This window comes from Streptomyces viridosporus T7A (assembly GCF_008704515.1).
Lineage (GTDB): Bacteria > Actinomycetota > Actinomycetes > Streptomycetales > Streptomycetaceae > Streptomyces > Streptomyces viridosporus.
This window is the reverse complement of the sequence record NZ_CP023700.1, coordinates 2,290,119-2,317,046: the sequence shown is the minus strand read 5'-3', so window position 1 is coordinate 2,317,046 and position 26,928 is coordinate 2,290,119. Positions and strand designations below refer to the sequence as shown.

The following is a 26,928-nucleotide window of genomic DNA, read 5'->3' as shown; positions in this document are numbered from 1 at the left end:
GAGGGCAGTCGCGCATGCAGAGCACGGTCGACGGATTCAGCTACGGTCTGGTCACACCACTGGTGGCCTACCTCATGGCCTGTCTCGGCGGCGCCCTGGGCCTGCGCTGCACCACCCGGGCCATGGTGGTCGCCCGCTCCTGGCGCCCCGGCTGGCTCGCCCTGGGCTCGGTGGCCATCGGCTGCGGCATATGGACGATGCACTACGTCGCGATGATGGGTTTCACGATCGAGGGGACGCCGATCCACTACGACCGGGCGATGACCTTCGCGAGCCTCGGCGTCGCCATCGTCATGGTGGGCACGGGGATCTTCATCGTCGGCTACCGGGGCGCGTCCGGGACGGCCCTGTTCACCGGGGGCGCCATCACGGGCCTCGGCATCGCCTCGATGCACTACCTCGGCATGGCCGGCATGAGCCTCGACGGACGTCTGGACTACGACGTGCCCACCGTCGCCCTGTCCGTGACCATCGCCGTGGCCGCCGCCACCGCCGCCCTGTGGGCGGCCGGGCGGAGCGGGGGCTTCCTGTGGAGCGTGGGCGCGAGCCTCGTCATGGGGGTGGGGGTCACCGGCATGCACTACACGGGGATGGCCGCGCTCGACGTGCACGTCCACAGCGTCTCCGGCTCCGCCGCGGGGGACTCCGCGGCGGCGCTGCTCGGGCCGATGCTGGTCGGCCCGCTCGCCCTCCTCGTCCTCGCGGGCGTCGTGGTGGTCTTCGACCCGCTGATGGTGATGGGCGGCCCCGCCGCGGTGCCCGCCGAGCGCAAGCCCGGCATACCCGCCCACTCCTCCGTCCGCCACTCCCCGGCGCGGCGGCGGCCGCGCGTCCGGGGCCCCGTCGAACGCCGCTCCCGCACCCCGCAGAGGCACTGACCCGGACCGGTTGTCAGTGGGGAGCCGTACGGTGGAAGGCATGCGGCCCGTTTCCCACATCGAACGCACGGTGGCGCCCTTCGAGGTCGTCAGCTCCTACCGGCCCAGCGGCGACCAGCCCACGGCCATCGCCGACCTCGCCCGGCGCATCGAAGCAGGTGAGAAGGACGTCGTCCTCCTGGGTGCGACCGGTACCGGCAAGTCCGCCACCACGGCGTGGATGATCGAGAAGCTCCAGCGCCCCACCCTGGTGATGGCGCCGAACAAGACGCTGGCCGCGCAGCTGGCCAACGAGTTCCGCGAGCTGCTGCCGAACAACGCCGTCGAGTACTTCGTCTCGTACTACGACTACTACCAGCCCGAGGCGTACGTCCCGCAGTCGGACACCTACATCGAGAAGGACTCCTCCATCAACGAGGAGGTCGAGCGGCTGCGCCACTCCGCGACCAACTCGCTGCTCACCCGCCGCGACGTCGTGGTGGTCGCCTCCGTCTCCTGCATCTACGGCCTCGGTACGCCGCAGGAGTACGTGGACCGCATGGTCCCCCTCCGGGTCGGCGACGAGATCGACCGCGACCAGCTGCTGCGCCGTTTCGTGGACATCCAGTACACGCGCAACGACATGGCCTTCACCCGCGGCACCTTCCGGGTCCGCGGCGACACCGTCGAGATCTTCCCGGTCTACGAGGAGCTCGCCGTGCGCATCGAGATGTTCGGCGACGAGATCGAGGCGCTGTCCACGCTGCACCCGGTCACCGGCGAGATCATCAGCGACGACCAGCAGCTGTACGTCTTCCCGGCCTCCCACTACGTCGCCGGCCCCGAGCGCATGGAGCGCGCGGTCAACGACATCGAGAAGGAGCTCGTCGAGCGCCTGGCCGAACTGGAGAAGCAGGGCAAGCTCCTGGAGGCCCAGCGGCTGCGCATGCGCACCACCTACGACATCGAGATGCTCCGCCAGATCGGCACCTGCTCCGGCGTGGAGAACTACTCGATGCACTTCGACGGCCGCCTGCCCGGCTCCCCGCCCAACACCCTGCTGGACTACTTCCCGGACGACTTCCTCCTCGTCATCGACGAGTCGCACGTCACCGTCCCGCAGATCGGCGCCATGTACGAGGGCGACGCCTCCCGCAAGCGCACCCTGGTCGACCACGGCTTCCGGCTGCCCTCCGCCCTGGACAACCGGCCGCTGAAGTGGGAGGAGTTCCAGGAGCGCGTCGGCCAGACCGTCTACCTGTCGGCCACCCCCGGCCAGTACGAGCTCTCCCGTTCGGACGGCGTCGTCGAGCAGATCATCCGCCCCACCGGCCTCGTCGACCCGGAGGTCGTCGTCAAGCCCACCGAGGGCCAGATCGACGACCTGGTGCACGAGATCCGCACGCGCGTCGAGAAGGACGAACGCGTCCTGGTCACCACGCTCACCAAGAAGATGGCCGAGGACCTCACCGACTACTTCCTGGAACTCGGCATCCAGGTGCGGTACCTGCACAGCGACGTCGACACCCTGCGCCGGGTGGAACTGCTGCGGGAGCTGCGCAGCGGCGAGTTCGACGTCCTCGTCGGCATCAACCTGCTGCGGGAGGGGCTCGACCTGCCCGAGGTGTCCCTGGTGGCGATCCTCGACGCCGACAAGGAGGGCTTCCTGCGCTCCGGCACCTCCCTGATCCAGACCATCGGCCGCGCCGCGCGGAACGTCTCCGGCCAGGTCCACATGTACGCCGACAAGATCACCCCGGCGATGGAGAAGGCCATCGACGAGACCAACCGCCGCCGGGAGAAGCAGATCGCCTACAACAAGGCGAACGGCATCGACCCCCAGCCGCTGCGCAAGAAGATCAACGACATCGTCGCCCAGATCGCCCGCGAGGACATCGACACCGAGCAGCTGCTCGGATCCGGCTACCGCAAGGCCGGCAAGGACGGCGGGGGCACCAGGACCCCCGTGCCCGCCCTCGGAACCAAGGCGGCCAAGGGCGCGAAGGCGGCCAAGGGAGCCAAGGGCAAGGCCGGGGAGACGGCGCCGACCGACCGTCCCGCCGCCGAACTCGCCGAGCAGATCGAGGAACTCACCGCGCGGATGCGGGCCGCCGCCGCGGACCTCCAGTTCGAGATCGCGGCCCGGCTGCGCGACGAGGTCTCCGAGATGAAGAAGGAACTGCGGCAGATGCAGGAGGCGGGCCTGTCCTGACGGCGCCGGAAGGCACCGGTCCACAGCCCGCGACCGGTGCCTCGACGCGCCCCCGCCCCGCCCCGCACGGACTGTGTTGCAAGACCGACACAAAGTGCGGACCGGGGTACGGCGCCGTCCGTGCCCCTGCGTAGGGTTCTGGTCAACCGCGGTTTTGCGGCAACAGGGGACAGTTCGAGAGGGGAATCAGCGCGTGACCGTCAACATGACCAAGGGTCAGGCCATCAGCCTTCAGAAGGACGACGGCGGCAGTCTGACCGCGGTCCGCATGGGTCTCGGCTGGCAGGCGGCTCCCCGTCGCGGCCTGTTCGGCTCGCGCACCCGGGAGATCGACCTGGACGCCTCCGCCGTCCTGTTCGCGGACAAGCAGCCGGTCGACGTCGTCTTCTTCCGCCACCTGGTGAGCGACGACGGCTCCGTGCGGCACACCGGTGACAACCTCGTCGGCGGTGTCGGCCAGGGCGGCGACGACGAGGCCATCCTCGTCGACCTGTCGCGCGTCCCGGTCCACATCGACCAGATCGTCTTCACCGTGAACTCCTTCACCGGCCAGACCTTCCAGGAGGTGCAGAACGCCTTCTGCCGCCTCGTCGACGAGACCAACGGCCAGGAGCTCGCCCGCTACACGCTGGCCGGCGGCGGCGCCTACACGGCCCAGATCATGGCGAAGGTGCACCGCGCGGGCTCGGGCTGGACGATGACGGCCCTCGGCAACCCGGCCAACGGCCGCACCTTCCAGGACCTGATGCCGGCGATCCTGCCGGTTCTCTAGGCGCCGCGGGGCCGAGGCGGCCGGCGGGCGGCACACGCACCCATCACACGCGACACGGGGGGACGAAGGCGATGACGGCCGAGCTGGTGCGGGGGCAGAACCACCCGCTCTCCCAGTCCCGTCTGGAGATCCGGATCTCGGCCGGCACGCCGATCGTGGCCGCGGCCGCACTCGGCGACGAGAACGGCCGGATCCACGGGACGCAGTGGGTGGCCCATCCGGGCGCCCCCACCCAGCCCGGTCTGGAGGTACCGCGGCAGGCGGCCGCCGACCACCGTCTCGCGGTGGACCTGGACGCCATGACGGACGCGGTCCACCGGGTCAGCGTGCTGCTCGCCCTGCCCGCCGCGGGCGGCGGCCCGGGGCCCACCCGGTTCGGCGCCGTGGCGGCCCCCTTCGTCGCCGTCACCGGCCTGGACGGCACCGAGGTCGCCAGCTACACCATCACCGGCCTGGAGACCGAGTCGGCCGTCATCGCCCTGGAGCTCTACCGGAGGCAGGGCGCCTGGAAGGTGCGCGCCGTCGGCCAGGGGTACGCCGGCGGCCTGGCCGAACTCCTCACCGACCAGGGCCTGCCCCAGGCCGGGCAGCTCGCGGCCGGCATCGGCGAGGCGGTCGCGCAGGGCCTCGCCCGCTCCGTGCAGGCACCCCCGTCCCGCCCGTCCGGCGGCGACCGCTCCCGCCAGGCCGCCGCACCGGCCGTCGGCCCGGACCAGGGCGGCACCGCTCCCCGGAGCACCCCGGACCCCGCTCCGCCCGCGTACGGCGGGCAGCCGACCGGCCTGCCGGGTCAGGACGGCCCCCAGCCGGCGTACGGGGGAGCCGGCGCGGCGGAGCCGGCCCCGGCCACCGGCGGCCCGATCGACTACAGCCACCCCCGGCGGCGGACCTCCGCTCCGCCGCCGCCCCCGCCGACCGCCCCGCCGGCCCCGCCCGGGCAGCCCGCGCAGCCCGTCGCGGGGGACGCCACCGGCTGGTCCATGGAGGAGCGGCTCTACAACCAGGTCTGGGGCATGTTCGAGGACCTGGCCCGCACCACCGCCGCCTACCGCAGCGCCGTCGACTTCGCCGAGTCGCGCATGGACAAGGAGCTCGAGCAGGCCCTGTCCGACCCGCGCAGCCGGATCGGCGGCCAGGGCGACGCCGCGCGCGAGGCGGCCCGCGCCCGGCACGGCCGGCTCGTCGACCAGGCGCGGGAGGTCCTCGACCGGGACCTCGCCCAGCTCGTCGCCGAGGCCGAGGTCGTCGAACCCGCACTGCCCCCGGCCTTCGCGCGCTGGGACAACCCCGTCTGGCACGCCTACCGGGTGCCCATGGAGATACCCATGGCGCTGCGCCTGGGCGACCTCAGCCTTCCCGAGGCCGACCGGCTCCGCATCCCCATGCTGCTCCGGCTGCCCCTGGAGCGCGGGCTGTGGATCGACAGCGGACGGACCGGCTCGCCCGACGGATCGTTCACCGACTCCCACGACGTGCGGCACCTCGCCGTGGAGACGGCGGTGGCCCACGCGGCCCGGCTGCTCGCCGCCTACCCGGCCGGTGAGTTCACCGTGCACGTCATCGACCCCGCCGGATCCGGCGCGCGGGCGCTGGCGCCGCTGACGCGGACCGGTGTGCTCGCGGCCCCGCCCGCCCTGGGCGCCGCGGGCGTGGCGGACGTCCTGGGCCGGCTCACCCAGCGGGTCGACCTGGTGCAGATGGCGCTGCGCGGGGGCGCACCGGACGCGCTGCCCCCCGGCTTCGACACCTCCCAGCAGCTGCTGATCGTCAACGACTTCCCGCACGGCTTCGACGACCGGGCCGTCAACCAGCTGCGCTACCTCGCCGACGAGGGCCCGTCCGTCGGCGTGCACCTGATGATGGTCGCCGACCGCGAGGAGTCCGCCGGCTACGGCCCGCTGCTCGATCCGCTGTGGCGTTCGCTGCTGCGGCTGACCCCGGTGGCCGACGACCACCTGGCCGACCCGTGGGTCGGACACGCCTGGACGTACGAGCCCCCGCTGGTGCCGCCCGGCAGCCAGGTCCTCCACCAGGTGCTCACCCAGGTCGCCGCCGCCCGCCGCGCGTGGAACCGGTGAGGGCCCCGCGCCCCTGCGCCGGGCCCTCGGCAGAGCAACTGTGACCTGCGCCTCTATACCGTCGTTTATCTAGCTCTTTACCATCACTTGGTGATGGGGGTACTGTTTCTCGTACGGAGGGGAGTACTCCCTGTCTGTGCGGCGACCCCGTCAATACGGATCAGGCCAGATCCCGGGGCGTCGGCCCATGGGCCTGTCCGGCGCTGTCCAGCGCCCGGGTCCGGGTGGAAGAGACCTCCGGCAGCGACGACGCTGACTTTTGCCGTGTGACGTATCTGCCGGAGGCGCAGTGGATGTTTCCATGACCCTGTGGGTCCTGACGATCGTGGGCCTCGCCGCCCTGATCTCGGTCGACTTCTTCATCGGCCGCAAACCGCATGACGTATCCGTCAAGGAAGCCGGTATCTGGACGATCGTCTGGATCGCCCTGGCCGTGCTCTTCGGGCTCGGCCTGCTGGTCTTCGGCGGCGGCCAGCCCGCCGGTGAGTTCTTCGCCGGCTTCATCACCGAGAAGTCGCTGAGCGTCGACAACCTCTTCGTCTTCGTCCTGATCATGGCGAAGTTCGCGGTGCCGTCGCAGTACCAGCAGCGTGTCCTGCTGGTCGGTGTCCTCATCGCCCTGGTGCTGCGCGCCGTCTTCATCGCCGCGGGCGCCGCGATCATCGCCAGCTTCTCGTGGGTGTTCTACATCTTCGGTGCCTTCCTGATCTGGACCGCCTGGAAGCTCATCCAGGAGGCCCGGGCCGACGAGGAGGAAGAGGAGTTCGAGGAGAACAAGCTCCTCAAGGCCGCCGAGCGCCGCTTCGGCGTGGCCGACCGGTACCACGGCACCAAGCTGTGGATCGAGCAGAACGGCAAGCGGGTCATGACCCCGATGCTGGTCGTGATGCTCGCCATCGGTACCACCGACGTCCTGTTCGCGCTCGACTCGATCCCCGCGATCTTCGGCCTGACCCAGGACCCGTACATCGTGTTCACCGCGAACGCGTTCGCCCTGATGGGCCTGCGGCAGCTGTACTTCCTCATCGGCGGCCTGCTGAAGAAGCTGGTCCACCTCTCCTACGGTCTGTCGATCATCCTCGGCTTCATCGGCGTGAAGCTGGTGCTGCACGCCCTGCACGAGTCGGGGGTACACGTTCCCGAGATCAGCATTCCGGTCTCGCTGGGCGTGATCTGCGGGGTCCTGGTCGTCACCACGATCACCAGCCTGCGGGCCTCCCGCAAGCTGGCGGAGGCCGAAGCCGCAGAGGACCGGGGAGGCCGGGGAGACGATCCCGTGAAGGACGAGGTCGACGCCTGATCCGTCCTCCGCACGGAACAACCGCCCCTACCGGGAACGGAGAGAGCGCATAGCAGTCCCTCATTCCCGCTGTCCGCATGGGTCGGTGGCGTGTCGTTGCACGAACACGCCACCGACCCATGCCCACATCCGCGCCGAACGGTCGGCGCCCATCGCAACGAACTCGTACGAGGAGGCCATACGTGACCATGATGACCCCGAGGCGATCAGGACGGCGGAGCGCACGGACACCCCGTGCGACGGTGACAGTCATGACACCCGCCCCGGTCCACCGGTGGTCGAAAGGAGTCTCCGGCACGGTGCACCGCCCGCTGGGGGCCGGGGCGGTCGCCCCGTGATCGCTCGGATGAGACCGTTCGCGACCCAGTGGACGACCCTGGTGCCGCCGCTCGCGGTGATCCTGCTGGTCTTCACCTGGGGACGCGAGCTGCCCGGAGGGATCGTCGCGGTGGCCACCCTGGTCCTCGCGGGGGCCGTGCTGGCAGCCGTGCACCACGCGGAAGTGGTCGCCCACCGGGTCGGTGAACCCTTCGGCTCCCTGGTCCTCGCGGTCGCCGTCACCGTCATCGAGGTGGCGCTGATCGTGACCCTCATGATGGACGGCGGGGACAAGAGCGCGACGCTCGCCAGGGACACCGTGTTCGCGGCCGTGATGATCACCTGCAACGGCATCCTCGGACTGAGCCTCCTGGTCGGCTCGCTGCGCCACGGCACCGCCGTCTTCAACTCGGAAGGAAGCGGTTCGGCCCTCGCCACGGTCGCGACACTGGCGACCCTCAGCCTCGTGCTGCCGACGTTCACCACGAGCAAGCCGGGCCCGGAGTTCTCCTCCGTGCAGCTCACGTTCGCGGCGGTGATCTCCCTGGTCCTCTACGGCTTGTTCGTGGCGACCCAGACCGTGCGGCACCGCGACTACTTCCTGCCCGTCCCCCGGCAGGAGAAGGGGGACACCTCCGCGGGGCCCGTCGAGGAGCACGCCGAAGCGCCGTCCGCGCGCACCGCGCTGATCAGCCTGGGGCTGCTGGGCCTGGCCCTGATCGGTGTGGTCGGCCTTGCCAAAGGAGTCTCACCCGCCATCGAGTCCGCGGTGGACACGGCCGGTCTGCCCCACGCCATCGTCGGTGTGATCATCGCCCTGCTGGTGCTCCTCCCCGAGACCATCGCCGCGGTGCGCGCCGCTCGGCGCGACCAGGTCCAGATCAGCATGAACCTCGCGCTCGGCTCGGCGATGGCGAGCATTGGCCTGACCATTCCCGCGGTGGCGCTGGCCTCCCTCTGGCTCACCGGTCCGCTCATCCTCGGCCTGAGCAGCACCCACATGGTGCTGCTCCTCCTGACCGTGCTGGTGAGCGCGCTGACCGTGGTCCCCGGACGGGCCACACCGCTCCAGGGCGGGGTGCACCTGGTGCTGCTCGCGGCCTATCTGGAGCTGGCGATCAACCCGTAGCGCGGAAGGCGCACCGCCGGTCCCCGGGCGAACCGCACACGGCGGCTCGCCCGGGGACCGGGCGGTTTCCCGTACGCGACGCCCCAGCGGGCGACGGTGCCGCGCCGGGCGGGACCGCCCACCCGGACCGGGCCGCCGCGGGGGATCACCGGCTGCGGAACGGCGTGCCCAGGTCCACGCACGTTCCGCAGGGTGCGAGGCCGGGGCCGGGCAGCCGTCCGGCGCACCGTGATAGACCGGGTGCCAGCAGCGGTCCCGGCGGGGACCGCCCCACTCCCGAACGGACCGGAGGAACCGTGCCCCGCAACCTGGCCACCGCCCCGATCATGATCCTCAACGGCCCCAACCTGAACCTGCTCGGACAGCGCCAGCCGGAGATCTACGGCTCCGACACGCTCGCCGACGTGGAGGCGATGTGCGCCAAGGCGGCGGCCGCCCACAACGGCACGGTGGACCTGCGGCAGTCCAACCACGAGGGCCGGCTGGTGGACTGGATCCACGAGGCGCGGCTGAACCACTGCGGGATCGTCATCAACCCCGGCGCGTACTCGCACACCTCCGTCGCGATCCTGGACGCCCTCAACGCCTGTGACGGCCTGCCCGTGGTGGAGGTCCACATCTCCAACATCCACCGGCGCGAGTCCTTCCGGCACCACTCCTACGTCTCCCTGCGCGCCGACGGCGTCATCGCGGGATGCGGGGTGCAGGGGTACGTGTTCGCGGTGGAGCGGATCGCGGCCCTGGCCGGCGCGGGAGCGGCCGGGGCGTGAGCCCCGCCGCCCACCACCCGCTCACCACCCGCGCGCGTGCCACTCCGGCAGGTGCGGGCGCTCCGCGCCCAGCGTGGTGTCGTTGCCGTGGCCGGGGTAGACCCAGGTCTCGTCGGGGAGCACGTCGAAGATCTTGGTCTCGACGTCGTGGATCAGGCTGGCGAACGCCTCCGGGTCCTTGCGGGTGTTGCCCACACCGCCCGGGAACAGGCAGTCCCCGGTGAACACGTGCGGATGCCCGTGCGGATCGTCGTAGACCAGGGCGATCGATCCGGGCGTGTGCCCGACCAGGTGGCGGGCGGTGAGTTCCACCCGCCCCACGCGGAGGGTGTCGCCGTCGTCGACCAGGACGTCGGTCGGCACCGGGATGCCCTCGGCGTCGTACCGGCCGGCGTGGGTGCGGGCGCCGGTGGCGGCCACCACCTCGGCCAGCGCCTGCCAGTGGTCGCCGTGCCGGTGGGTGGTGACGACGGACGCGAGGCCGTCGTCACCGATCGTGCCCAGCAGGGTGTGGGCGTCGTCGGCCGCGTCGATCAGCAACTGCTCGTCGGTGGCCCGGCACCGCAGCAGGTAGGCGTTGTTGTTCATGGGACCGACCGCGACCTTGGTGATCATCAGGTCCTTGAGTTCGTGCACGTCGGCCGGACCGCCGACCGTCACCCGACCGCTGTACGTCATGGCCGTCAGCCTATAGCGGCGACCCCGCGCGGTCGTCCCCGGTGCGGCGGGGGAGCGTCGCCGCCCCCCGCTACAGCGGCGGGAGCGCCGGAAGCGCGCCGCCCTTCACCCTCAGCCCGGAGCCGTCACGGCGCCCGGCGAGCCAGCCGAGCAGGTCGGCGGCCGCGCCCTCGACCACGACCGGGCCGCCCCCGGCTCCGCCCCCGGTCCTCCAGGAACGGCCGTCGTCGGCGGTCAGGTCCGTCGCGGGCACGTCCCGGTGCCCGGTGAACCGCTGCGCCAGGAAGCCGATCTCCCGTTCCGTGAACTCCGCCGGCAGGTCCTCCAGTTCGCGGCCGATGCCGAGGTCCACGTGGTGCAGCTCCACCTCGGCCCAGCGCCGGAACAGCACCCCGACCGCCCGGTCCGTGACCCCGTTGCGCAGTTCCACCGTGCGCGACCAGTCCGCGGGCGCGGCACACACCGCCCGGAAGCGCTCCGCGCTCTCCCGCACATCGGCGAGGTGCGCGTCGAGGGGGCGCGGGGCACCCCGCTCGATGTCGGCCTCCCGGGCCTCGCCGGAGACGTACATGGGGCGCCCCTCGAGGACGTTCACCAGGGCGTCCGCGTTGCGGGCGAGGTGGGCCAGCACGTGACCGCGGGTCCAGCCGGGCAGCCGTGACGAATGGGTCACAGCCGCGTTGTCCAGTGCGCCGACCGCGGTGAGCAGCCGCTCGGTCGCGGCCTGCACAGACGCCAGGTCATGAGCGTGATCGTTCATGGCGCCGACCCTAGCCGCGCCACACCTTCGGGTGAAGGGGGCGAAGCAGCGCCGTAAATCGAATGCACGTGCTATAAGGTCGTGGGCGGCGTCGGGCATGCTGGAAGGCCGGGATGTGTTCTCAACCTGTGAATCCGACCGGCGTTGTCAGTGGCTCCCCCTAGTCTGGAAAAGTACGGGGGCCCCGCCCCTGTCACTTCTCTCAAGAAAGGTGCGGACCGGCGTGGCCGACCGTCTCATCGTCCGTGGAGCGCGCGAGCACAACCTCAAGAACGTCTCGCTCGACCTCCCGCGCGACTCGCTCATCGTCTTCACGGGCCTGTCGGGGTCGGGCAAGTCCTCGCTCGCGTTCGACACGATCTTCGCCGAGGGGCAGCGGCGCTACGTGGAGTCGCTCTCCTCGTACGCCCGGCAGTTCCTCGGCCAGATGGACAAGCCGGACGTCGACTTCATCGAGGGCCTGTCCCCGGCGGTCTCCATCGACCAGAAGTCGACCTCGCGCAACCCGCGCTCCACGGTCGGCACCATCACCGAGGTCTACGACTACCTGCGTCTGCTCTTCGCGCGCATCGGCAAGCCGCACTGCCCCGAGTGCGGCCGGCCGATCTCCCGCCAGTCGCCGCAGGCCATCGTCGACAGGGTCCTGGAGCTGCCGGAGGGCAGCCGCTTCCAGGTGCTCTCCCCGCTGGTGCGCGAGCGCAAGGGGGAGTTCCTCGACCTCTTCGCCGACCTCCAGACCAAGGGCTACTCCCGCGCGCGGGTGGACGGCGAGACCGTCCAGCTCTCCAGCCCGCCCACGCTGAAGAAGCAGGAGAAGCACACCATCGAGGTGGTCGTCGACCGCCTCACGGTGAAGGACGGCGCCAAGCGCCGCCTCACCGACTCCGTGGAGACCGCCCTCGGCCTGTCCGGCGGCATGGTCGTGCTCGACTTCGTCGACCTCCCCGAGGACGACCCCGAGCGCGAGCGCATGTACTCCGAGCACCTGTACTGCCCGTACGACGACCTGTCCTTCGAGGAGCTGGAGCCCCGCTCCTTCTCCTTCAACTCGCCCTTCGGCGCCTGCCCCGAGTGCACCGGCATCGGCACGCGGATGGAGGTCGATCCGGAGCTGGTCGTCCCCGACCCGGACAAGAGCCTCGACGAGGGCGCCATCCACCCCTGGTCGCACGGCCACACCAAGGACTACTTCGACCGTCTGATCGGTGCCCTCGCGGACGCGCTGGGCTTCCGCACCGACATCCCCTTCGGTGGCCTGCCGCAGCGCGCCAGGAAGGCGCTGCTGTACGGCCACAAGACCCAGGTCGAGGTCCGCTACCGCAACCGCTACGGCCGCGAGCGCCGGTACACCACGGCCTTCGAGGGCGCCGTCCCCTTCGTCAAGCGCCGGCACAGCGAGGCCGAGAGCGACGCCAGCCGCGAGCGCTTCGAGGGGTACATGCGCGAGGTGCCCTGCCCCGCCTGCGAGGGCACCCGCCTCAAGCCGGTCGTCCTCGCCGTCACGGTCATGGGCAGGTCCATCGCCGAGGTCTCCGCGATGTCCATCAGCGACTGCGCGGACTTCCTGGGCGAGCTGAAGCTCACCGCCCGCGACAAGAAGATCGCCGAGCGCGTGCTCAAGGAGGTCAACGAGCGGCTGCGCTTCCTGGTCGACGTCGGCCTGGACTACCTCTCGCTCAACCGCGCGGCGGGCACGCTCTCCGGCGGCGAGGCCCAGCGCATCCGCCTGGCCACCCAGATCGGCTCCGGACTCGTCGGCGTGCTCTACGTCCTCGACGAGCCGTCCATCGGCCTGCACCAGCGGGACAACCACCGGCTGATCGAGACCCTGGTCCGGCTGCGCGACATGGGCAACACGCTCATCGTCGTCGAGCACGACGAGGACACCATCAAGACCGCCGACTGGGTCGTCGACATCGGCCCCGGCGCCGGCGAGCACGGCGGCAAGGTCGTGCACAGCGGCTCCTACAAGGAACTGCTCGCCAACACCGAGTCGCAGACCGGCCAGTACCTGTCCGGCAGGAAGTCCATCCCGCTGCCCGACGACCGCCGCCCGCACGACCCGTCGCGCCGGCTCACGGTGCACGGCGCCCGCGAGAACAACCTCCAGGACATCGACGTGTCCTTCCCGCTGGGCGTGTTCACCGCGGTCACCGGCGTCTCCGGCTCCGGCAAGTCCACGCTGGTCAACGACATCCTGTACACCCACCTGGCCCGCGAGCTGAACGGCGCCCGCAGCGTCCCCGGCCGGCACACGCGCGTGGAGGGCGACGACCTCGTCGACAAGGTCGTCCACGTCGACCAGTCGCCCATCGGCCGCACCCCGCGCTCCAACCCGGCCACGTACACCGGTGTCTTCGACCACGTCCGCAAGCTGTTCGCCGAGACCACCGAGGCGAAGGTCCGCGGGTACATGCCCGGCCGCTTCTCCTTCAACGTCAAGGGCGGACGCTGCGAGAACTGCTCGGGCGACGGCACCATCAAGATCGAGATGAACTTCCTCCCGGACGTGTACGTCCCGTGCGAGGTCTGCCACGGCGCCCGCTACAACCGGGAGACCCTGGAGGTCCACTACAAGGGCAAGTCCATCGCCGACGTGCTGAACATGCCGATCGAGGAGGCCCTGCACTTCTTCGAGGCCGTTCCGGCGATCTCCCGTCACCTGAGGACGCTCAACGACGTCGGGCTCGGCTACGTCCGGCTCGGCCAGTCCGCGACCACCCTGTCCGGCGGTGAGGCGCAGCGCGTGAAGCTCGCCAGCGAGCTGCAGAAGCGCTCCACCGGCCGCACGGTCTACGTCCTGGACGAGCCGACCACCGGACTGCACTTCGAGGACATCAGCAAGCTGCTGAAGGTCCTGTCGGGCCTGGTCGACAAGGGCAACACGGTCATCGTCATCGAGCACAACCTCGACGTGATCAAGACCGCCGACTGGGTCGTCGACATGGGTCCCGAGGGCGGTTCCGGCGGCGGCCTGGTCGTCGCGGAGGGCACGCCCGAGCAGGTCGCGAGCGTTTCGACCAGCCACACCGGCAAGTTCCTGCGGGAGATCCTGGGCCCGGAGAGGATCAGCGACGCCACCCAGGTGCCGGCCCCGCGCAAGGCGGCGAAGAAGACGGTCGCCGCCCGGTCCACCACCCGGAGGACCGCCACCAAGGCGGTCGACGGCACCGCCACCGGGAAGACGGCCGGGAGCGGCAGGGCGACGGCCGCCGCGAAGAAGAAGGCGACGCGGACGGCCGGGGACTGACCCGGCCGGACTCCCGCACGCCGTCGTGTCCCCACGGGACTGCCCGTGGGGACACGACGTGCCGTAGTACGGCTCCCGCGGCGGGCACGGGACCGGCCGGTCCCGTGCCCGCCGCGGCGGGTTCAGCCGGCCAGCTCGTGGGCGTACGGAGGTTCCGCGCCCGCGCGTGAGCAGGTGACCGCCGCCGCGCGCGCCGCGAAGCCGAGCAGCCCCGCCCAGCCGTCGGCGTCCAGGGCGGCCACGCCCGTGTCACTGAGCGCGTCCCGGGCCGCGAGGCCGTGCAGCAGGGCCGCGTTCACCGTGTCACCGGCGCCGATGGTGTCCACCACCTCGACCCGCTCGCCCGGCACGGAGTACTCGCCGCCCCCGCGGGTGAACACGGTCAGCCCGTCGCCGCCCCGGGTGACCACGACCGCCGCCGGACCGGCGGCCGCCCACGTCCGGGGGGACCCGCCGAGCCACTCGGCGTCCTCCGCCGACAGCTTCAGCAGCGACACCGACGGCAGCCAGCTCTCGAACCGGGCCCGGTAGGCGTCGGGGTCGGGGATGAGTCCCGGACGGACGTTGGGGTCCAGCGCGGTGAACACACCCCGGGCGGACGCGGTGCGCAGCAGTTCCTCGTAGGCGCTCGCACCCGGTTCGAGGACGAGCGAACAGGTCCCGAAGGACACCGCACGGGTGCCGGCCGGCAACGCCCGGGGCGCCGTGAACAGCCGGTCCGCGGTCCCCTCCACGTAGAAGGTGTACGCCGCCGAGCCGTCCGCGCCGACCGTGGCGACGGCGAGCGTCGTCGGCTCGTCCCCGCGCTGCACCGACGACACGTCCACCCCGGTCTCCCGCAGCCGGTCCAGCAGCGCCTCGCCGAAGGCGTCGCGGGAGACCCGGGAGCAGAAGGCGGCGGGGGAGCCGAGGCGTCCGAGCGCCACCGCCGTGTTGAAGGGGCCGCCGCCGAGCGCCGGCGTCAGCGCCGCGAGCGCGCCGGCGCTCTGCGGTACCAGGTCGATCAGTGCCTCACCGGCCACGACGATCACGAGGGGTTCCTTTCGGGCTGCACGGGCTGCACGGGCTGTGCGGGCTGCACGGACCGCCGGGACGTGCGGCGGGGGTCGGCGTGCCCGGACTCCGGCAGGTCCGGGCAGCCGCAGGAGGTGCGGTGCACGAAGGCGCACGGGAGCCGTACCGTCCGCGCGGGCCGCTCCGGCGCGGCGAGGCGGTCCAGGAGCACCTGGACGGCACGGGCGCCGATGTCCCTGCTGGGCTGGGCGATCGCGGTGAGCCGGGGCGAGAACAGGTCCGCCCAGGCGAAGTCGTCGAAACAGCACAGCGCGATGTCCTCGGGCACGGACAACCCGTGCGCCCGCAGGGCACGCAGCGCGCCGATCGTCATGGTGTTGTTGGCGGTGACCAGCGCGGTGGGACGCGGTTCGAGGGACAGCAGGGCGGCGGTGGCCCGTTCGGCACCGGCCGACGCGGAGTCGCCGTGCGCCAGGAGCCGCTCGTCGTACGGCAGCCCGGCGGCCGCCAGACCGTGCCGGTACCCGGCGATCCGCTCGGCGGTGGTACTGAGCCCCGGCAGCCCGGCGACCAGGGCGATCCTGCGGTGGCCGAGCTCGGCGAGGTGGGTGACCAGCCGGGCCGTCGGACCGGTGTTCTCGGCGCAGACCTGGTCGAAGCGCGCGTCCCCGTCCTCCGGGTCGTCGACCACCCGGTCCAGGAACACGGCCAGCACCCGGTGCCGCCCGAGGTAGGCGAGGAGCCCGGCCGGCTGCGCGGAGGGCGCGGCGATCACGCCTTCCACCCGGCGCTCGTGCAGCAGCTGGACGACCTTGCGCTCGTGCTCCGGATCGTCGTGCGGGTCGGCGATGAGCAGGCTGTAACCGTGCTCCAGGGCCTTGGCCTCGACGCCCTGGAGGATCTCGGTGAAGTACGGGTTGCTGATCGCCGACACCGCCAGCCCGATCGACCGGGTGCGGGAGGTCACCAGGGAGCGGGCCAGGGTGTTCGGGGTGTAGCCGAGTTCCTCGACGGCGTCCAGCACCGCCCGGCGGGTGTGCGGGAGCACCGGCCGGGTGCCGTTCAGGACGTGCGAGACGGTCGCGACCGAGACACCGGCGCTCCGTGCCACGTCCGCCATCGTCGCCATCGTGTGCTCCCCCTCCGGCGCCCCGCGCGCGTCGCTTCCGAGTCGGGAAGATATCCCATCCGGCGGCGCGCGTAAACGCTTGCGCAAGCGTTTACGCGCACGCTCGCGCAAGCCGGTGCACGCGTGCCCGCGCGCACCGTGGGCGCGGGCACCCGCCCTCGGCCGCCACGACCGCCCCGGGTATCGTCCCGGGGTACTGCCGTTCGACCCGTGGAGCACCGTATGTCCGCCCGACCCGCCGCGAGCCGCCGCACCGTTCTGCGAGGCGTGGCTCTCACCCCCGTCGCCGGACTGGGGCTCACCGCCTGCGGAAAGGTCGAGGACGCCCCCCTGGGACTGACCGGGCCCGTCGAGCTCGGCCCCGAGAGCGAGGTGGCCGAGGGCGGCGCGAAGCTGTACCAGGACCACAAGGTCGTGGTCAGCCGGGGCGAGGACGGCACCGTCAAGGCCTACAGCTCCCTCTGCACGCACGCGGGGTGCCCCGTCAACAAGCTGGAGGGGACGAAACTGACCTGCCCCTGCCACGGCAGCGAGTTCGACGCCACCACCGGCAAGGCACTGCGCGAGCCCGCCGTGGCCCCCCTGAAGCCGCTGACCGTCGAGGTGCGGAACGGCACGATGGTCGCCAGGCCGCAGGAGTGACCGGGACGCGGGCCGGGCGGCGCCCGCCGTCCCGCCCCGCGGTCACTCCCAGTCCCAGGCGATCCCCACGTATCCCGACCGCACGCGCGGTTCCACCAGGTGCACCGAGCGGTGCCGGCCGCTGAACGCCAGTTCCTGACGGCCGCCGCGCGGGGCCGCGGCGGAGTGCTGGGCGAACCGGTGGCAGCGCGCCGGGAGCGCCCCGGCGGTGAAGCACACCTGGAGCGCGTACTGGCCCCCCGGGGAGTCCGTCCCGTGCACGTACTCGCGCGAGACCCCGGCCGTGCCGTCCTCGACGGCGTAGCGGAAGAGGAAGGTGTCCCCGGTCCGCAGCCTGGTGTCGAAGAGCAGCTCGGCCGCGAGCACGCCGGTGTCCTGGTGCCGGCGTACGCGTCCGGTGCGGCAGTTCTCCAGGGCGTGCACGGTCATCCGGTCCGGCGCGGAGCCCGGGTCGCCGCGGTGGACGGCGATGAAACGGTCGACGCCGTCCCGGTGCGCGCGCACGATGTGGTGCGACTCGCGCTCCGCCAGCTCGCGGCGTGCGCCGATCCGGACCCGCTCGTGGTGCCCCAGGGTGTGCAGCCCGCCCTCCCGGTGCGCGCCGAGCTCGGCCAGCAGCCGCTCGAGGACGCCCGAGGCCTCGATCAGGGAGCGGTAGGACCGGGCCGCGGAGCGCCGGTTTGCCGGCCGTTCGTCCGCCTCGGCGAGCAGCCGGATCAGTGACTCCTCCGGCAGCTGCAGGATCTCCTCCAGCGCCCGCACGGCCCGCAGCGACTCCGGGCGCTGCGGGCGGCGGGCGCCCTGCTGCCAGTAGCTCAGGCTCGTGACGCCGACCCGCACGCCGTAGCGGGACAGATGGTGCTGGACCCGCTGCAGCGGCAGTCCGCGCGCGGCGATCGCGGCCCTCAGGGCGACGTGGAAGGGGCCGCCGCGCAGGGCCGAGTCCAGTTCCGCGGTGGCGACGTCCGCGTGCTGTGTGGCGTGCGGCATGCAGGGGCCTTTCTGTGAATGTCCACAACGGCTGGTCAGACCGTTCGCACGGGGCACTCCGGGGCCCGCCCCCGTCGGCACGGCGGAGTCCGCACATCCGTACGCCGCCGTTCAGGGCCCCGAGTTCCCCCGCATTGAAGCGTGTTGACCAAGTCCCGACAACACCTGATGCCCCACAGGGGCGCACACCTGCCAGGGGCCGTACCGGCCCGAGGGCCGGGACGGCCCCTGGGGTCCGTACCGGGATGCGGTTTTCGTCCGGAGTGCCGTGGCGGCTCTACGCGCGGCCGGGCCCCTCCCGGTCCTGGAGGAGGCGCAGCCGCTTGGCGCGCACGATGTCGGGATCGCGCGGGTCGAGGGACTCGACGAGCGCGGGCGCCTCGTCCGCGTACCGGCGGGCCCGGGCCGGCCGTCGTGGTTTCTCGATCCGCGTCCGTCGCATCCGACCAGCCCTCCGACTCGTGACCGTCCGCCGCTCACCCGAGGGGCGGACCCCCCACCTTCCCGCTCCCGGCCGGTGGTAACCCACCCGGGCCACCGGCCCGGCCCCGCGCCCCGCCGCAGTGTCGGCCCCCGACAGTAGGGTGTGAGACATGGCCGACCCCTCCAGCTACCGCCCCAGAGCGGGTGAGATCCCCGACTCGCCGGGGGTCTACCGGTTCCGCGACGAGCACCGCCGGGTGATCTACGTCGGAAAGGCGAAGAGCCTGCGCCAGCGCCTGGCGAACTACTTCCAGGACCTGGCGAACCTCCACCCGCGCACCCGCTCCATGGTCACCACGGCCGCGTCCGTGGAGTGGACGGTGGTGTCCACGGAGGTCGAGGCGCTCCAGCTGGAGTACTCCTGGATCAAGGAGTACGACCCCCGGTTCAACGTCAAGTACCGCGACGACAAGAGCTACCCGTACCTCGCGGTGACGATGAACGAGGAGTTCCCGCGCGTGCAGGTGATGCGCGGCCACAAGAAGAAGGGCGTGAAGTACTTCGGCCCGTACGCGCACGCGTGGGCGATCCGCGACACCGTGGACCTGCTGCTGCGCGTCTTCCCGGTGCGCACCTGCTCGGCCGGCGTGTTCAAGAACGCCGCCCGCACCGGCCGCCCCTGCCTGCTCGGCTACATCGGCAAGTGCTCGGCGCCCTGCGTGGAGCGGATCTCCGCCGAGGACCACCGGGGGCTCGCCGAGGAGTTCTGCGACTTCATGGCCGGCCGCACGGGCACCTACCTGCGCCGCCTGGAGAAGCGGATGGCGCAGGCGGCCGAGGAGATGGAGTACGAGCGGGCGGCCCGCCTGCGCGACGACATCGAGGCCCTGAAGAAGGCCATGGAGAAGAACGCGGTCGTCCTCGCCGACGCGACCGACGCCGACCTCGTCGCGGTCGCCGAGGACGAGCTGGAGGCGGCCGTCCAGATCTTCCACGTCCGCGGCGGACGCGTGCGCGGCCAGCGCGGCTGGGTCACCGACAAGGTGGAGGAGATCACCACCGGCGCCCTCGTCGAGCACGCCCTGCAGCAGCTCTACGGCGAGGAGAGCGGCGACACCGTCCCCCGGGAGGTCCTGGTCCCGGCCCTGCCCGACCCCGCGGAACCGGTCCAGCAGTGGCTCACCGAGCGGCGCGGCTCGGGCGTCTCCCTGCGGATCCCGCAGCGCGGGGACAAGAAGGCCCTGATGGAGACCGTGCAGCGCAACGCCCAGCAGGCGCTGGCCCTGCACAAGACCAAGCGCGCCTCCGACCTGACCACGCGCTCGCGCGCGCTGGAGGAGATCGCCGACGCCCTCGACCTCGACAGCGCCCCGCTGCGGATCGAGTGCTACGACGTCTCGCACCTCCAGGGCGACGACGTGGTGGCCTCCATGGTCGTCTTCGAGGACGGGCTGGCCCGCAAGAGCGAGTACCGCCGCTTCCAGATCAAGGGCTTCTCGGGGCAGGACGACGTCCGCTCCATGCACGAGGTGGTCACCCGGCGCTTCCGGCGCTACCTCGCCGAGAAGGAGCGGACGGGGGAGTGGACCGACGGGGAGGACGGCGACAAGGGCACGGCCCCCGACGGCCTCGCCGAACCGCCGGCGAGCACCCTCACCGAGGACGACGGCCGCCCCAAGCGCTTCGCCTACCCGCCCCAGCTCGTCGTCGTCGACGGCGGTGCGCCGCAGGTCGCGGCGGCCCGGCGGGCCCTGGACGAGCTCGGCATCGACGACATCGCCGTCTGCGGCCTCGCCAAGCGGCTGGAGGAGGTGTGGCTGCCGGGCGACGACGACCCGGTGGTGCTGCCCCGCACCAGCGAGGGCCTCTACCTGCTCCAGCGGATCCGTGACGAGGCCCACCGCTTCGCGATCACCTACCAGCGCACCAAGCGCGCCCAGCGCTTCCGCTCCGGTCCCCTGGACGACGTGCCGGGCCTCGGCGAGACCCGCAAGCAGGCCCTGATCAAGCATTTCGGGTCGGTCAGGAAGCTGCGAGCGGCGACGATCGAGCAGATCTGTGAGGTTCCGGGCATAGGTCGTAAGACGGCCGAGACGGTCGCCGCGGCCCTGGCCGCCGCGGCACCCGCTGCCCCCGCCGTGAACACGGCGACGGGCGAGATCATGGAAGACGTGGAAGAACCCGGCCGGACCGCGGGTTCTCCCGGGGAGCCCGTGCCCGCGGGCGCCCCGGACCGACGACGGGGGCAGGAGACATGAGCGAGCACGAGACAGGTCCCGCGACCCAGCGGGAGCGGGCGCAGCAGGGACCCGGTGAGGGTGGCACCCCCCGGAGCACACGCCAGGACGACGGAGCACAGGTGAGTACGGGCAAGGAAAAGGCCGGGGCGCCCGAGGCGGCCATCCCCGAGCTGGTGATCATCTCCGGCATGTCCGGAGCCGGCCGCTCGACGGCCGCGAAGTGTCTGGAGGACCTCGGCTGGTTCGTCGTCGACAACCTGCCGCCCGCGCTGATCCCCACCATGGTGGAGCTCGGCGCGCGCTCCCAGGGCAACGTGGCGCGGATCGCCGTCGTCGTGGACGTCCGCGGCCGGCGCTTCTTCGACAACCTCCGCGAGTCCCTGGCCGACCTCGACGCCCGGGGCGTCACCCGGCGGATCGTTTTCCTGGAGTCCTCCGACGAGGCGCTGGTGCGCCGCTTCGAGTCCGTGCGCCGCCCGCACCCCCTCCAGGGCGACGGCCGCATCGTCGACGGCATCGCCGCCGAGCGGGAACTGCTGCGCGAGCTGCGCGGCGACGCCGACCTGGTGATCGACACCTCCAGCCTGAACGTGCACGAGCTGCGCGCCAAGATGGACGCCCAGTTCGCCGGCGAGGAGGAGCCCGAGCTGCGGGCCACCGTCATGTCCTTCGGCTTCAAGTACGGCCTCCCGGTCGACGCCGACCTGGTCGTGGACATGCGCTTCCTGCCCAACCCCCACTGGGTCCCGGAGCTGCGCCCGTACACCGGCCTCAACGAGGAGGTGGCGTCGTACGTCCTCAACCAGACCGGCGCCAAGGAGTTCCTCGACCGGTACGCCGAGCTGCTGCGGCTGGTCGCCGCGGGCTACCGCCGTGAGGGCAAGCGCTACGTGACCGTCGCCGTCGGCTGCACCGGCGGCAAGCACCGTTCGGTCGCCATGTCGGAGAAGCTCGCCGCCCGGCTCGTCGCCGAGGGCGTGGAGACGGTGGTCGTCCACCGGGACATGGGACGGGAATGACACCACGTACTCCGCGGCTGAGCCGGCTGCGGCGCGCGGTCCCCGAGGGGCGTGCCGGCCGGCCGGCCGAGACCCGCGGCGCGAGACCGCGCCGCCGGGGCACCCAACCCAAGGTCGTCGCGCTCGGCGGCGGCATGGGGCTGTCCGCCTCGCTCGCCGCGCTGCGCCGGATCACCGGCGACCTCACCGCCGTCGTCACCGTGGCCGACGACGGCGGTTCCAGCGGGCGCCTGCGCGACGAACTGGGCGTGCTGCCGCCCGGCGACCTGCGCAAGGCGCTGGCCGCGCTGTGCGGCGACGACGACTGGGGCCAGACCTGGGCCCGGGTCATCCAGCACCGCTTCCAGTCCAAGGGCGACCTGCACGAGCACGCGGTCGGCAACCTGCTGATCGTCGCCCTGTGGGAGCAGCTCGGCGACCACGTCCAGGCCCTGGACCTGGTGGGCCGGCTGCTCGGCGCGCACGGGCGGGTGCTGCCCATGTCCGCGGTGCCGCTGGAGCTCCAGGCCCGCGTCCTGGGGCACGACCCCCGGCGCCCGGAGGACGTGGACACCGTCCGCGGGCAGGCGACCGTCGCCCTCACCCCCGGCGAGGTGCAGTCCGTGCACCTCGTGCCCAACGACCCGCCCGCCGTCCCCGAGGCGGTCGAGGCGGTCCTCGACGCGGACTGGGTGGTGCTCGGCCCCGGATCCTGGTTCTCCTCGGTCATCCCGCACCTGCTCGTGCCCGAGCTGCTGGACGCCCTCCTCCAGACGAAGGCGCGCCGGGTGCTCTCCTTGAACCTCGCCCCGCAGCCGGGAGAAACCGAGGGCTTCTCCCCGCAGCGTCATTTGGAGGTTTTGGGACGACACGCCCCTAAACTCGCCCTGGACGTGGTGCTGGCCGACGAGGCCGCCGTGCCCGACCGCGACCTGCTGACCGACGCCGCCGAGCGGTTCGGGGCCGCGGTCGAACTGGCGCCGGTGGCCCGGCCCGACGGAAGCCCCCGGCACGACCCGGAGCTGCTGGCCGCCGCGTACGACCGTATTTTTCGGATGCATGGAAGGATCGGCCCATGGCGATGACGGCAGCGGTGAAGGACGAGATCTCCCGGCTTCCCGTCACCCGGACCTGCTGCAGAAAGGCGGAGGTCTCCGCCGTCCTGCGGTTCGCCGGCGGCCTCCACCTGGTGAGCGGGCGCATCGTGATCGAGGCCGAGCTGGACACCGCGATGGCGGCCCGCCGGCTCAAGCGGGACATCCTGGAGATCTTCGGCCACAGCTCCGAACTGATCGTGATGGCTCCGGGCGGGCTGCGCCGCGGCTCGCGCTACGTCGTGCGCGTGGTCGCGGGCGGCGACCAGCTGGCCCGCCAGACCGGTCTGGTGGACGGCCGGGGCCGCCCGATCCGCGGTCTGCCCCCGCAGGTGGTCTCGGGGGCCACCTGCGACGCCGAGGCGGCCTGGCGCGGGGCGTTCCTGGCGCACGGCTCGCTCACCGAGCCGGGCCGCTCCTCCTCCCTGGAGGTGACCTGCCCCGGCCCCGAGGCCGCGCTCGCCCTGGTCGGCGCCGCCCGCCGCCTGTCGATCGGCGCCAAGGCGCGTGAGGTGCGCGGCGTGGACCGGGTCGTCGTGCGCGACGGCGACGCGATCGGCGCCCTGCTCACCCGGCTCGGCGCCCACGAGTCGGTACTGGCCTGGGAGGAGCGCCGGATGCGCCGCGAGGTGCGGGCCACGGCGAACCGGCTGGCCAACTTCGACGACGCCAATCTGCGCCGCTCCGCCCGCGCCGCCGTCGCCGCCGGTGCCCGGGTGCAGCGCGCCCTGGAGATCCTCGGCGAGGACGTCCCCGAGCACCTCGCCGCCGCCGGCCGGCTGCGCATGGAACACAAGCAGGCCTCCCTGGAGGAGCTGGGCGCGCTCGCCGACCCGCCGCTGACCAAGGACGCCGTGGCCGGACGCATCCGCCGGCTGCTCGCCATGGCCGACAAGCGCGCCGCCGACCTCGGCATCCCGGGCACGGAGGCCAACCTCGGCGAGGAGCTCGCCGACAACCTCGTCGGCTGACGACCCGTCAGGAGGCCGGTGCGGGCGCCCACTCGGGTGATCCGCACCGGCCTTCGCGTGTCGCCGAGGCGCCCTTGACTCGATCATCGTGTGTCATGAGCCTGGCATCTGTTCGCCGCCGTGGCGGACCACCTCTGGGGGAGGCCGTGGGGTTCATGAGACACAGAGCGGGATCGATCCTCGCCGTCGGCGCGTTCCTGGCCGGCACGGCCGCCTTGGCGCCCGTCGCCCGGGCACAACCGGAGAGCCCCGGGGCTCCCGGCGCGGAGGAGGTCAAGGTCTTCCGCGCCGACGTCACCGGCCGGCAGGTGCCCCTGCTGCTGGAGGCCGGGCAGGACGCCCACGAACTCGGCGAGCGGGTCCCCGAGAAGGGCACCGCCACCGTCGAGGTGTACCTCACCGACCGGCAGGCCGCCCGGCTGGAGGAACGGGGCGTCGACCTCACCGAGCACACGCTCTCCGCCCGGGCGGAGAACCGGGTCGCGGCCGCCGCCGAGGGCGTCTTCCGCCCGTACGGCGGGAAGGGCGGCCTCAAGGAGGAGATCCTCCGCACCGCCCGCAACCACCCCGACCTCACCAAGGTCGTCTCCATCGGCAGGACGATCAGGGGCCAGGACATCCTCGCCCTGAAGCTCACCCGGAAGGCCGGGAAGACGAAGGACGGCTCGAAACCGGCCGTCCTCTACATGTCCAACCAGCACGCGCGCGAGTGGATCACCCCGGAGATGACCCGGCGGCTGATGCACCACTACCTGGACAACTACCGGACGGACCGGCGCGTCAAGAAGATCGTCGACACCACCGAGCTGTGGTTCGTCCTGTCGGCCAACCCCGACGGCTACGACCACACCTTCGCGAGCGACGCCAACCGCCTGTGGCGCAAGAACCTGCGGGACGTCAACGGCGACGGCGTCATCGGCACCGGCGACGGCGTCGACCTCAACCGCAACTTCCCCTACAAGTGGGGCTACGACGACGAGGGCTCGTCCCCCCGCCCCGCCGGCCAGACCTACCGCGGCGCGAGTCCCGGCTCCGAGCCCGAGACCAGGGCGATCGACGCCTTCCAGAAGCGGATCGGCTTCACCTACGGCATCAACTACCACTCCGCCGCCGAACTCCTGCTCTACGGGGTCGGCTGGCAGGTGGCCACGCCGACCCCCGACGACGTGCTCTACCGGGCCCTCGCCGGCACGCCCGGGAACTCGGCGATCCCCGGCTACCACCCGCAGCTCTCCTCCGAGCTGTACACCACCAACGGCGAGGCCGACGGCCACGCGGCCAACGTCAACGGCATGGCGATGTTCACGCCCGAGATGTCGACCTGCCAGACGGCCTCGGAGGTCGACCCGGACGACGCGTGGCGGCCCGACGACTGCCGCTCGACCTTCACCTTCCCCGACGACGAGAAGCTGATCCAGCAGGAGTTCGCCAAGAACGTCCCGTTCGCGCTGTCCGTCGCCGAGAGCGCCGCTCACCCCGACCGGCCGTCCTCCGCGGTCGGTTCGCAGGCCGCCGACTTCACCCCGGCCGCGTTCACGACGTCGTACGCCCGCGGCGGCGACCAGGAGGTCTCCGTCGTCGTCCGCAAGGCCGTGCGCGACAAGGAGCTCAAGTACCGCGTCAACGGCGGCCGTACGCACGGCGAGGCGCTGCGGCCCTGGAAGGGCGGCGAGCGGTTCGGCGGCGAGGACAACCTCTACTTCGACGAGTACCGGGCCGGGATCGGGCACGGCGAGCCGGGCGACGAGGTCGAGGTGTGGTTCACCGGGAGGACCGGGGGCGGGAAGAAGGTCTCCAGCGAGCGCTTCACCTACACCGTCGCCGAACGGCCCCGCGCGGACGTCCTCGTGGTCGCCGAGGAGGGCGCGAAGGCCGCCCAGGCCCGCAAGTACGTCGACGCCCTCGGGGCCAACGGCCGGAAGGCGGCCGTCTGGGACGTCGCCGAGAGGGGCGCGCCCGACGCGCTCGGCGTGCTGAGCCACTTCGACACCGTCGTCCACCACACCGGCGCGGGCACCCCGGGCGTCGCCACCCAGCTCCAGCTGCGCGCCTTCCTCAACGAGGGCGGCCGGCTGATCGAGGCGGGCGAGCAGGCCGGCGGCAGCGTCGACCTCGGCGGCGCCCTGTCCGACGACTTCAGCCAGTACTACCTGGGCGCCTACACGCGCACGTCCACCTCCGAGGCCACCGCGTTCACCGGTTCCGGCAGGCTGGAGGGCTTCTCCGGCGCGCTCGGCGACGCGCCCGGCAACCCGCTGGACAAGGCCGGCACCTACGGCGTCACCTCCGACGAGCTGCCCGTCGCGACGCATCCGCGGTTCGCGAGCGCCGGCGCCGGGCGGTTCCCGGGCACGGCCAGCCCGTACGGCCCGTACGCGGGCGCGTACATGGCCGCCGCGGTCCACACCGACGACGGCTACAAGCGCCTCACCCGCACCATCGACCTCACCGGTACCGACGCGGCCGACGAGCCCGCCCTGCGCGCCCAGCTGCTGTGGGACACCGAACCGGGCTACGACCACGTCGTCGTCGAGGCGCACACCGCCGGCGCCGACGACTGGACGACGCTGCCCGAGGCGGGCGGCGCGACCCGCACCACCGTGCCCACCGAGTGCGGGGGCGGGTTCTACGTCGGCGAGCACCCCTGGCTGAAGCACTACCTGACCCCGGCGGAGGGCGGCTGCGCCGCGACCGGCACCACCGGCGCGTGGCACAGCCTCACCGGCTCCTCCGACGGCTGGCGGCAGGTGGACTTCGACCTGAGCGCCTACGCCGGAAAGACGGTCGAGGTCTCGATCGCCTACGTCACCGACCCGGGCAGCGGCGGCCACGGCGTCCTCGTCGACGACGCCTCCCTCGTGGTCGGCTCCACCGCGACCGGCACCGAGGGCTTCGAGACCTCGCTCGGGGCCTGGAGGGCCTCCGGACCGCCCGCCGGGAGTCCCGCCGTCCTGAAGGACTGGACCCGCACCGGAGAGCTGTTCCGGACCTACTCGGCGGTCACCACCGAGGACACCGTGCTGCTGGGCTTCGGCCTGGAGCACCTGACCTCGGCGGCCGACCGGGCCGCGCTGATGAGGAAGGCGCTCGACGCCCTCGACGCGTGACCGGGGGCGTCAACGAGCGCTGACCCGCTGTAGCGAGATGGAGGGACAAAGGCCCTCCGGTTCGGGCGGTCCGTACCCTACTGGTGGGTAAGGGCCGCCCTGCCGGGTATGGGACGACTCGATGTCACGGCCGGGGCCCCGGAGAGGTAGGGTCGACAGTGGTCGGGGACATCCCAAATACAGCTCGCCGGCACAT

Annotated in this window: 20 protein-coding genes; 14 read left to right on the top strand and 6 right to left on the bottom strand. The window is 72.3% G+C overall.

The window, feature by feature from the left end:
* The first annotated feature begins 14 nt into the window (after positions 1-14).
* From CP969_RS10885 to aroQ, 7 genes are all read left to right on the top strand, one after another.
* Positions 15-878, top strand: coding sequence for an MHYT domain-containing protein (locus CP969_RS10885; protein ID WP_016826766.1), 864 nt, complete (start codon positions 15-17; stop codon positions 876-878).
* Between the two features lie 40 nt (positions 879-918).
* Positions 919-3,069: an excinuclease ABC subunit UvrB gene (gene uvrB / locus CP969_RS10880; protein WP_016826767.1), complete on the top strand. Its 2,151-nt coding sequence runs from the start codon at positions 919-921 to the stop codon at positions 3,067-3,069.
* 193 nt (positions 3,070-3,262) lie between these two features.
* Positions 3,263-3,841 carry a TerD family protein gene (locus tag CP969_RS10875; RefSeq protein ID WP_004989517.1) on the top strand — a complete coding sequence of 193 codons (579 nt, stop codon included), beginning with the start codon at positions 3,263-3,265 and terminating at the stop codon, positions 3,839-3,841.
* 71 nt (positions 3,842-3,912) lie between these two features.
* Positions 3,913-5,919, top strand: a complete 2,007-nt coding sequence (locus CP969_RS10870) for a TerD family protein (RefSeq protein WP_016826768.1) — start codon at positions 3,913-3,915, stop codon at positions 5,917-5,919.
* Positions 5,920-6,208: 289 nt separating this feature from the next.
* The gene (locus tag CP969_RS10865; protein WP_026085279.1) at positions 6,209-7,219 is read left to right on the top strand and encodes a TerC family protein; all 1,011 of its coding nucleotides are present in this window, start codon (positions 6,209-6,211) and stop codon (positions 7,217-7,219) included.
* A 334-nt stretch (positions 7,220-7,553) separates the two neighbouring features.
* Positions 7,554-8,666 carry a calcium:cation antiporter gene (locus CP969_RS10860; RefSeq protein WP_026085280.1) on the top strand — a complete coding sequence of 371 codons (1,113 nt, stop codon included), beginning with the start codon at positions 7,554-7,556 and terminating at the stop codon, positions 8,664-8,666.
* A gap of 296 nt (positions 8,667-8,962) precedes the next feature.
* Entirely contained in the window at positions 8,963-9,436 is a 474-nt protein-coding gene (aroQ, locus tag CP969_RS10855; protein WP_004989525.1) for a type II 3-dehydroquinate dehydratase, read from the top strand.
* Positions 9,437-9,457: 21 nt separating this feature from the next.
* Here the strand turns inward: aroQ and CP969_RS10850 are convergent, their stop codons facing one another.
* Both CP969_RS10850 and CP969_RS10845 read right to left on the bottom strand, forming a co-directional pair.
* Positions 9,458-10,114 (bottom strand): MBL fold metallo-hydrolase, encoded by a 657-nt coding sequence (locus CP969_RS10850; RefSeq protein ID WP_004989528.1) that lies wholly within the window; start codon positions 10,112-10,114, stop codon positions 9,458-9,460.
* A gap of 70 nt (positions 10,115-10,184) precedes the next feature.
* A complete protein-coding gene (locus CP969_RS10845) occupies positions 10,185-10,874 on the bottom strand; it encodes a maleylpyruvate isomerase family mycothiol-dependent enzyme (RefSeq protein ID WP_004989534.1) in 690 nt (229 codons plus the stop codon).
* A gap of 223 nt (positions 10,875-11,097) precedes the next feature.
* Here CP969_RS10845 and uvrA point away from each other — a divergent pair, with 223 nt between their 5' ends.
* A complete protein-coding gene (gene uvrA, locus CP969_RS10840) occupies positions 11,098-14,124 on the top strand; it encodes an excinuclease ABC subunit UvrA (RefSeq protein WP_016826771.1) in 3,027 nt (1,008 codons plus the stop codon).
* A gap of 122 nt (positions 14,125-14,246) precedes the next feature.
* Here the strand turns inward: uvrA and CP969_RS10835 are convergent, their stop codons facing one another.
* Together CP969_RS10835 and CP969_RS10830 are read right to left on the bottom strand one after the other, a co-directional pair.
* Positions 14,247-15,155, bottom strand: coding sequence for a carbohydrate kinase family protein (locus CP969_RS10835; protein ID WP_004989539.1), 909 nt, complete (start codon positions 15,153-15,155; stop codon positions 14,247-14,249).
* Positions 15,152-16,267 (bottom strand): LacI family DNA-binding transcriptional regulator, encoded by a 1,116-nt coding sequence (locus CP969_RS10830; RefSeq protein WP_016826772.1) that lies wholly within the window; start codon positions 16,265-16,267, stop codon positions 15,152-15,154. Before CP969_RS10830 ends, CP969_RS10835 begins: the two co-directional genes overlap by 4 nt.
* Positions 16,268-16,489: 222 nt before the next feature.
* Here CP969_RS10830 and CP969_RS10825 point away from each other — a divergent pair, with 222 nt between their 5' ends.
* Positions 16,490-16,909 (top strand): Rieske (2Fe-2S) protein, encoded by a 420-nt coding sequence (locus CP969_RS10825; protein WP_016826773.1) that lies wholly within the window; start codon positions 16,490-16,492, stop codon positions 16,907-16,909.
* A 42-nt stretch (positions 16,910-16,951) separates the two neighbouring features.
* Here the strand turns inward: CP969_RS10825 and CP969_RS10820 are convergent, their stop codons facing one another.
* On the bottom strand, positions 16,952-17,899 hold the full coding sequence (locus tag CP969_RS10820) for a hypothetical protein (protein WP_016826774.1): 948 nt from the start codon (positions 17,897-17,899) through the stop codon (positions 16,952-16,954).
* 277 nt (positions 17,900-18,176) lie between these two features.
* A complete protein-coding gene (locus CP969_RS33185) occupies positions 18,177-18,341 on the bottom strand; it encodes a hypothetical protein (protein WP_016826775.1) in 165 nt (54 codons plus the stop codon).
* Positions 18,342-18,492: 151 nt separating this feature from the next.
* Between CP969_RS33185 and uvrC the strand changes: the two genes are divergently transcribed.
* The 5 genes from uvrC to CP969_RS10795 all read left to right on the top strand — a co-directional run bounded on the left by uvrC (position 18,493) and on the right by CP969_RS10795 (position 26,732).
* Positions 18,493-20,580, top strand: a complete 2,088-nt coding sequence (gene uvrC, locus CP969_RS10815) for an excinuclease ABC subunit UvrC (protein WP_016826776.1) — start codon at positions 18,493-18,495, stop codon at positions 20,578-20,580.
* On the top strand, positions 20,577-21,581 hold the full coding sequence (rapZ, locus tag CP969_RS10810; RefSeq protein ID WP_004989547.1) for an RNase adapter RapZ: 1,005 nt from the start codon (positions 20,577-20,579) through the stop codon (positions 21,579-21,581). The genes uvrC and rapZ overlap by 4 nt, the downstream gene beginning before the upstream one ends.
* On the top strand, positions 21,578-22,645 hold the full coding sequence (locus tag CP969_RS10805; RefSeq protein ID WP_004989550.1) for a gluconeogenesis factor YvcK family protein: 1,068 nt from the start codon (positions 21,578-21,580) through the stop codon (positions 22,643-22,645). Before rapZ ends, CP969_RS10805 begins: the two co-directional genes overlap by 4 nt.
* Positions 22,636-23,625, top strand: a complete 990-nt coding sequence (gene whiA, locus CP969_RS10800; protein ID WP_016826777.1) for a DNA-binding protein WhiA — start codon at positions 22,636-22,638, stop codon at positions 23,623-23,625. The genes CP969_RS10805 and whiA overlap by 10 nt, the downstream gene beginning before the upstream one ends.
* Positions 23,626-23,780: 155 nt before the next feature.
* Positions 23,781-26,732, top strand: coding sequence for a M14 family metallopeptidase (locus tag CP969_RS10795; protein ID WP_026085281.1), 2,952 nt, complete (start codon positions 23,781-23,783; stop codon positions 26,730-26,732).
* The last annotated feature ends 196 nt before the right edge of the window (positions 26,733-26,928 follow it).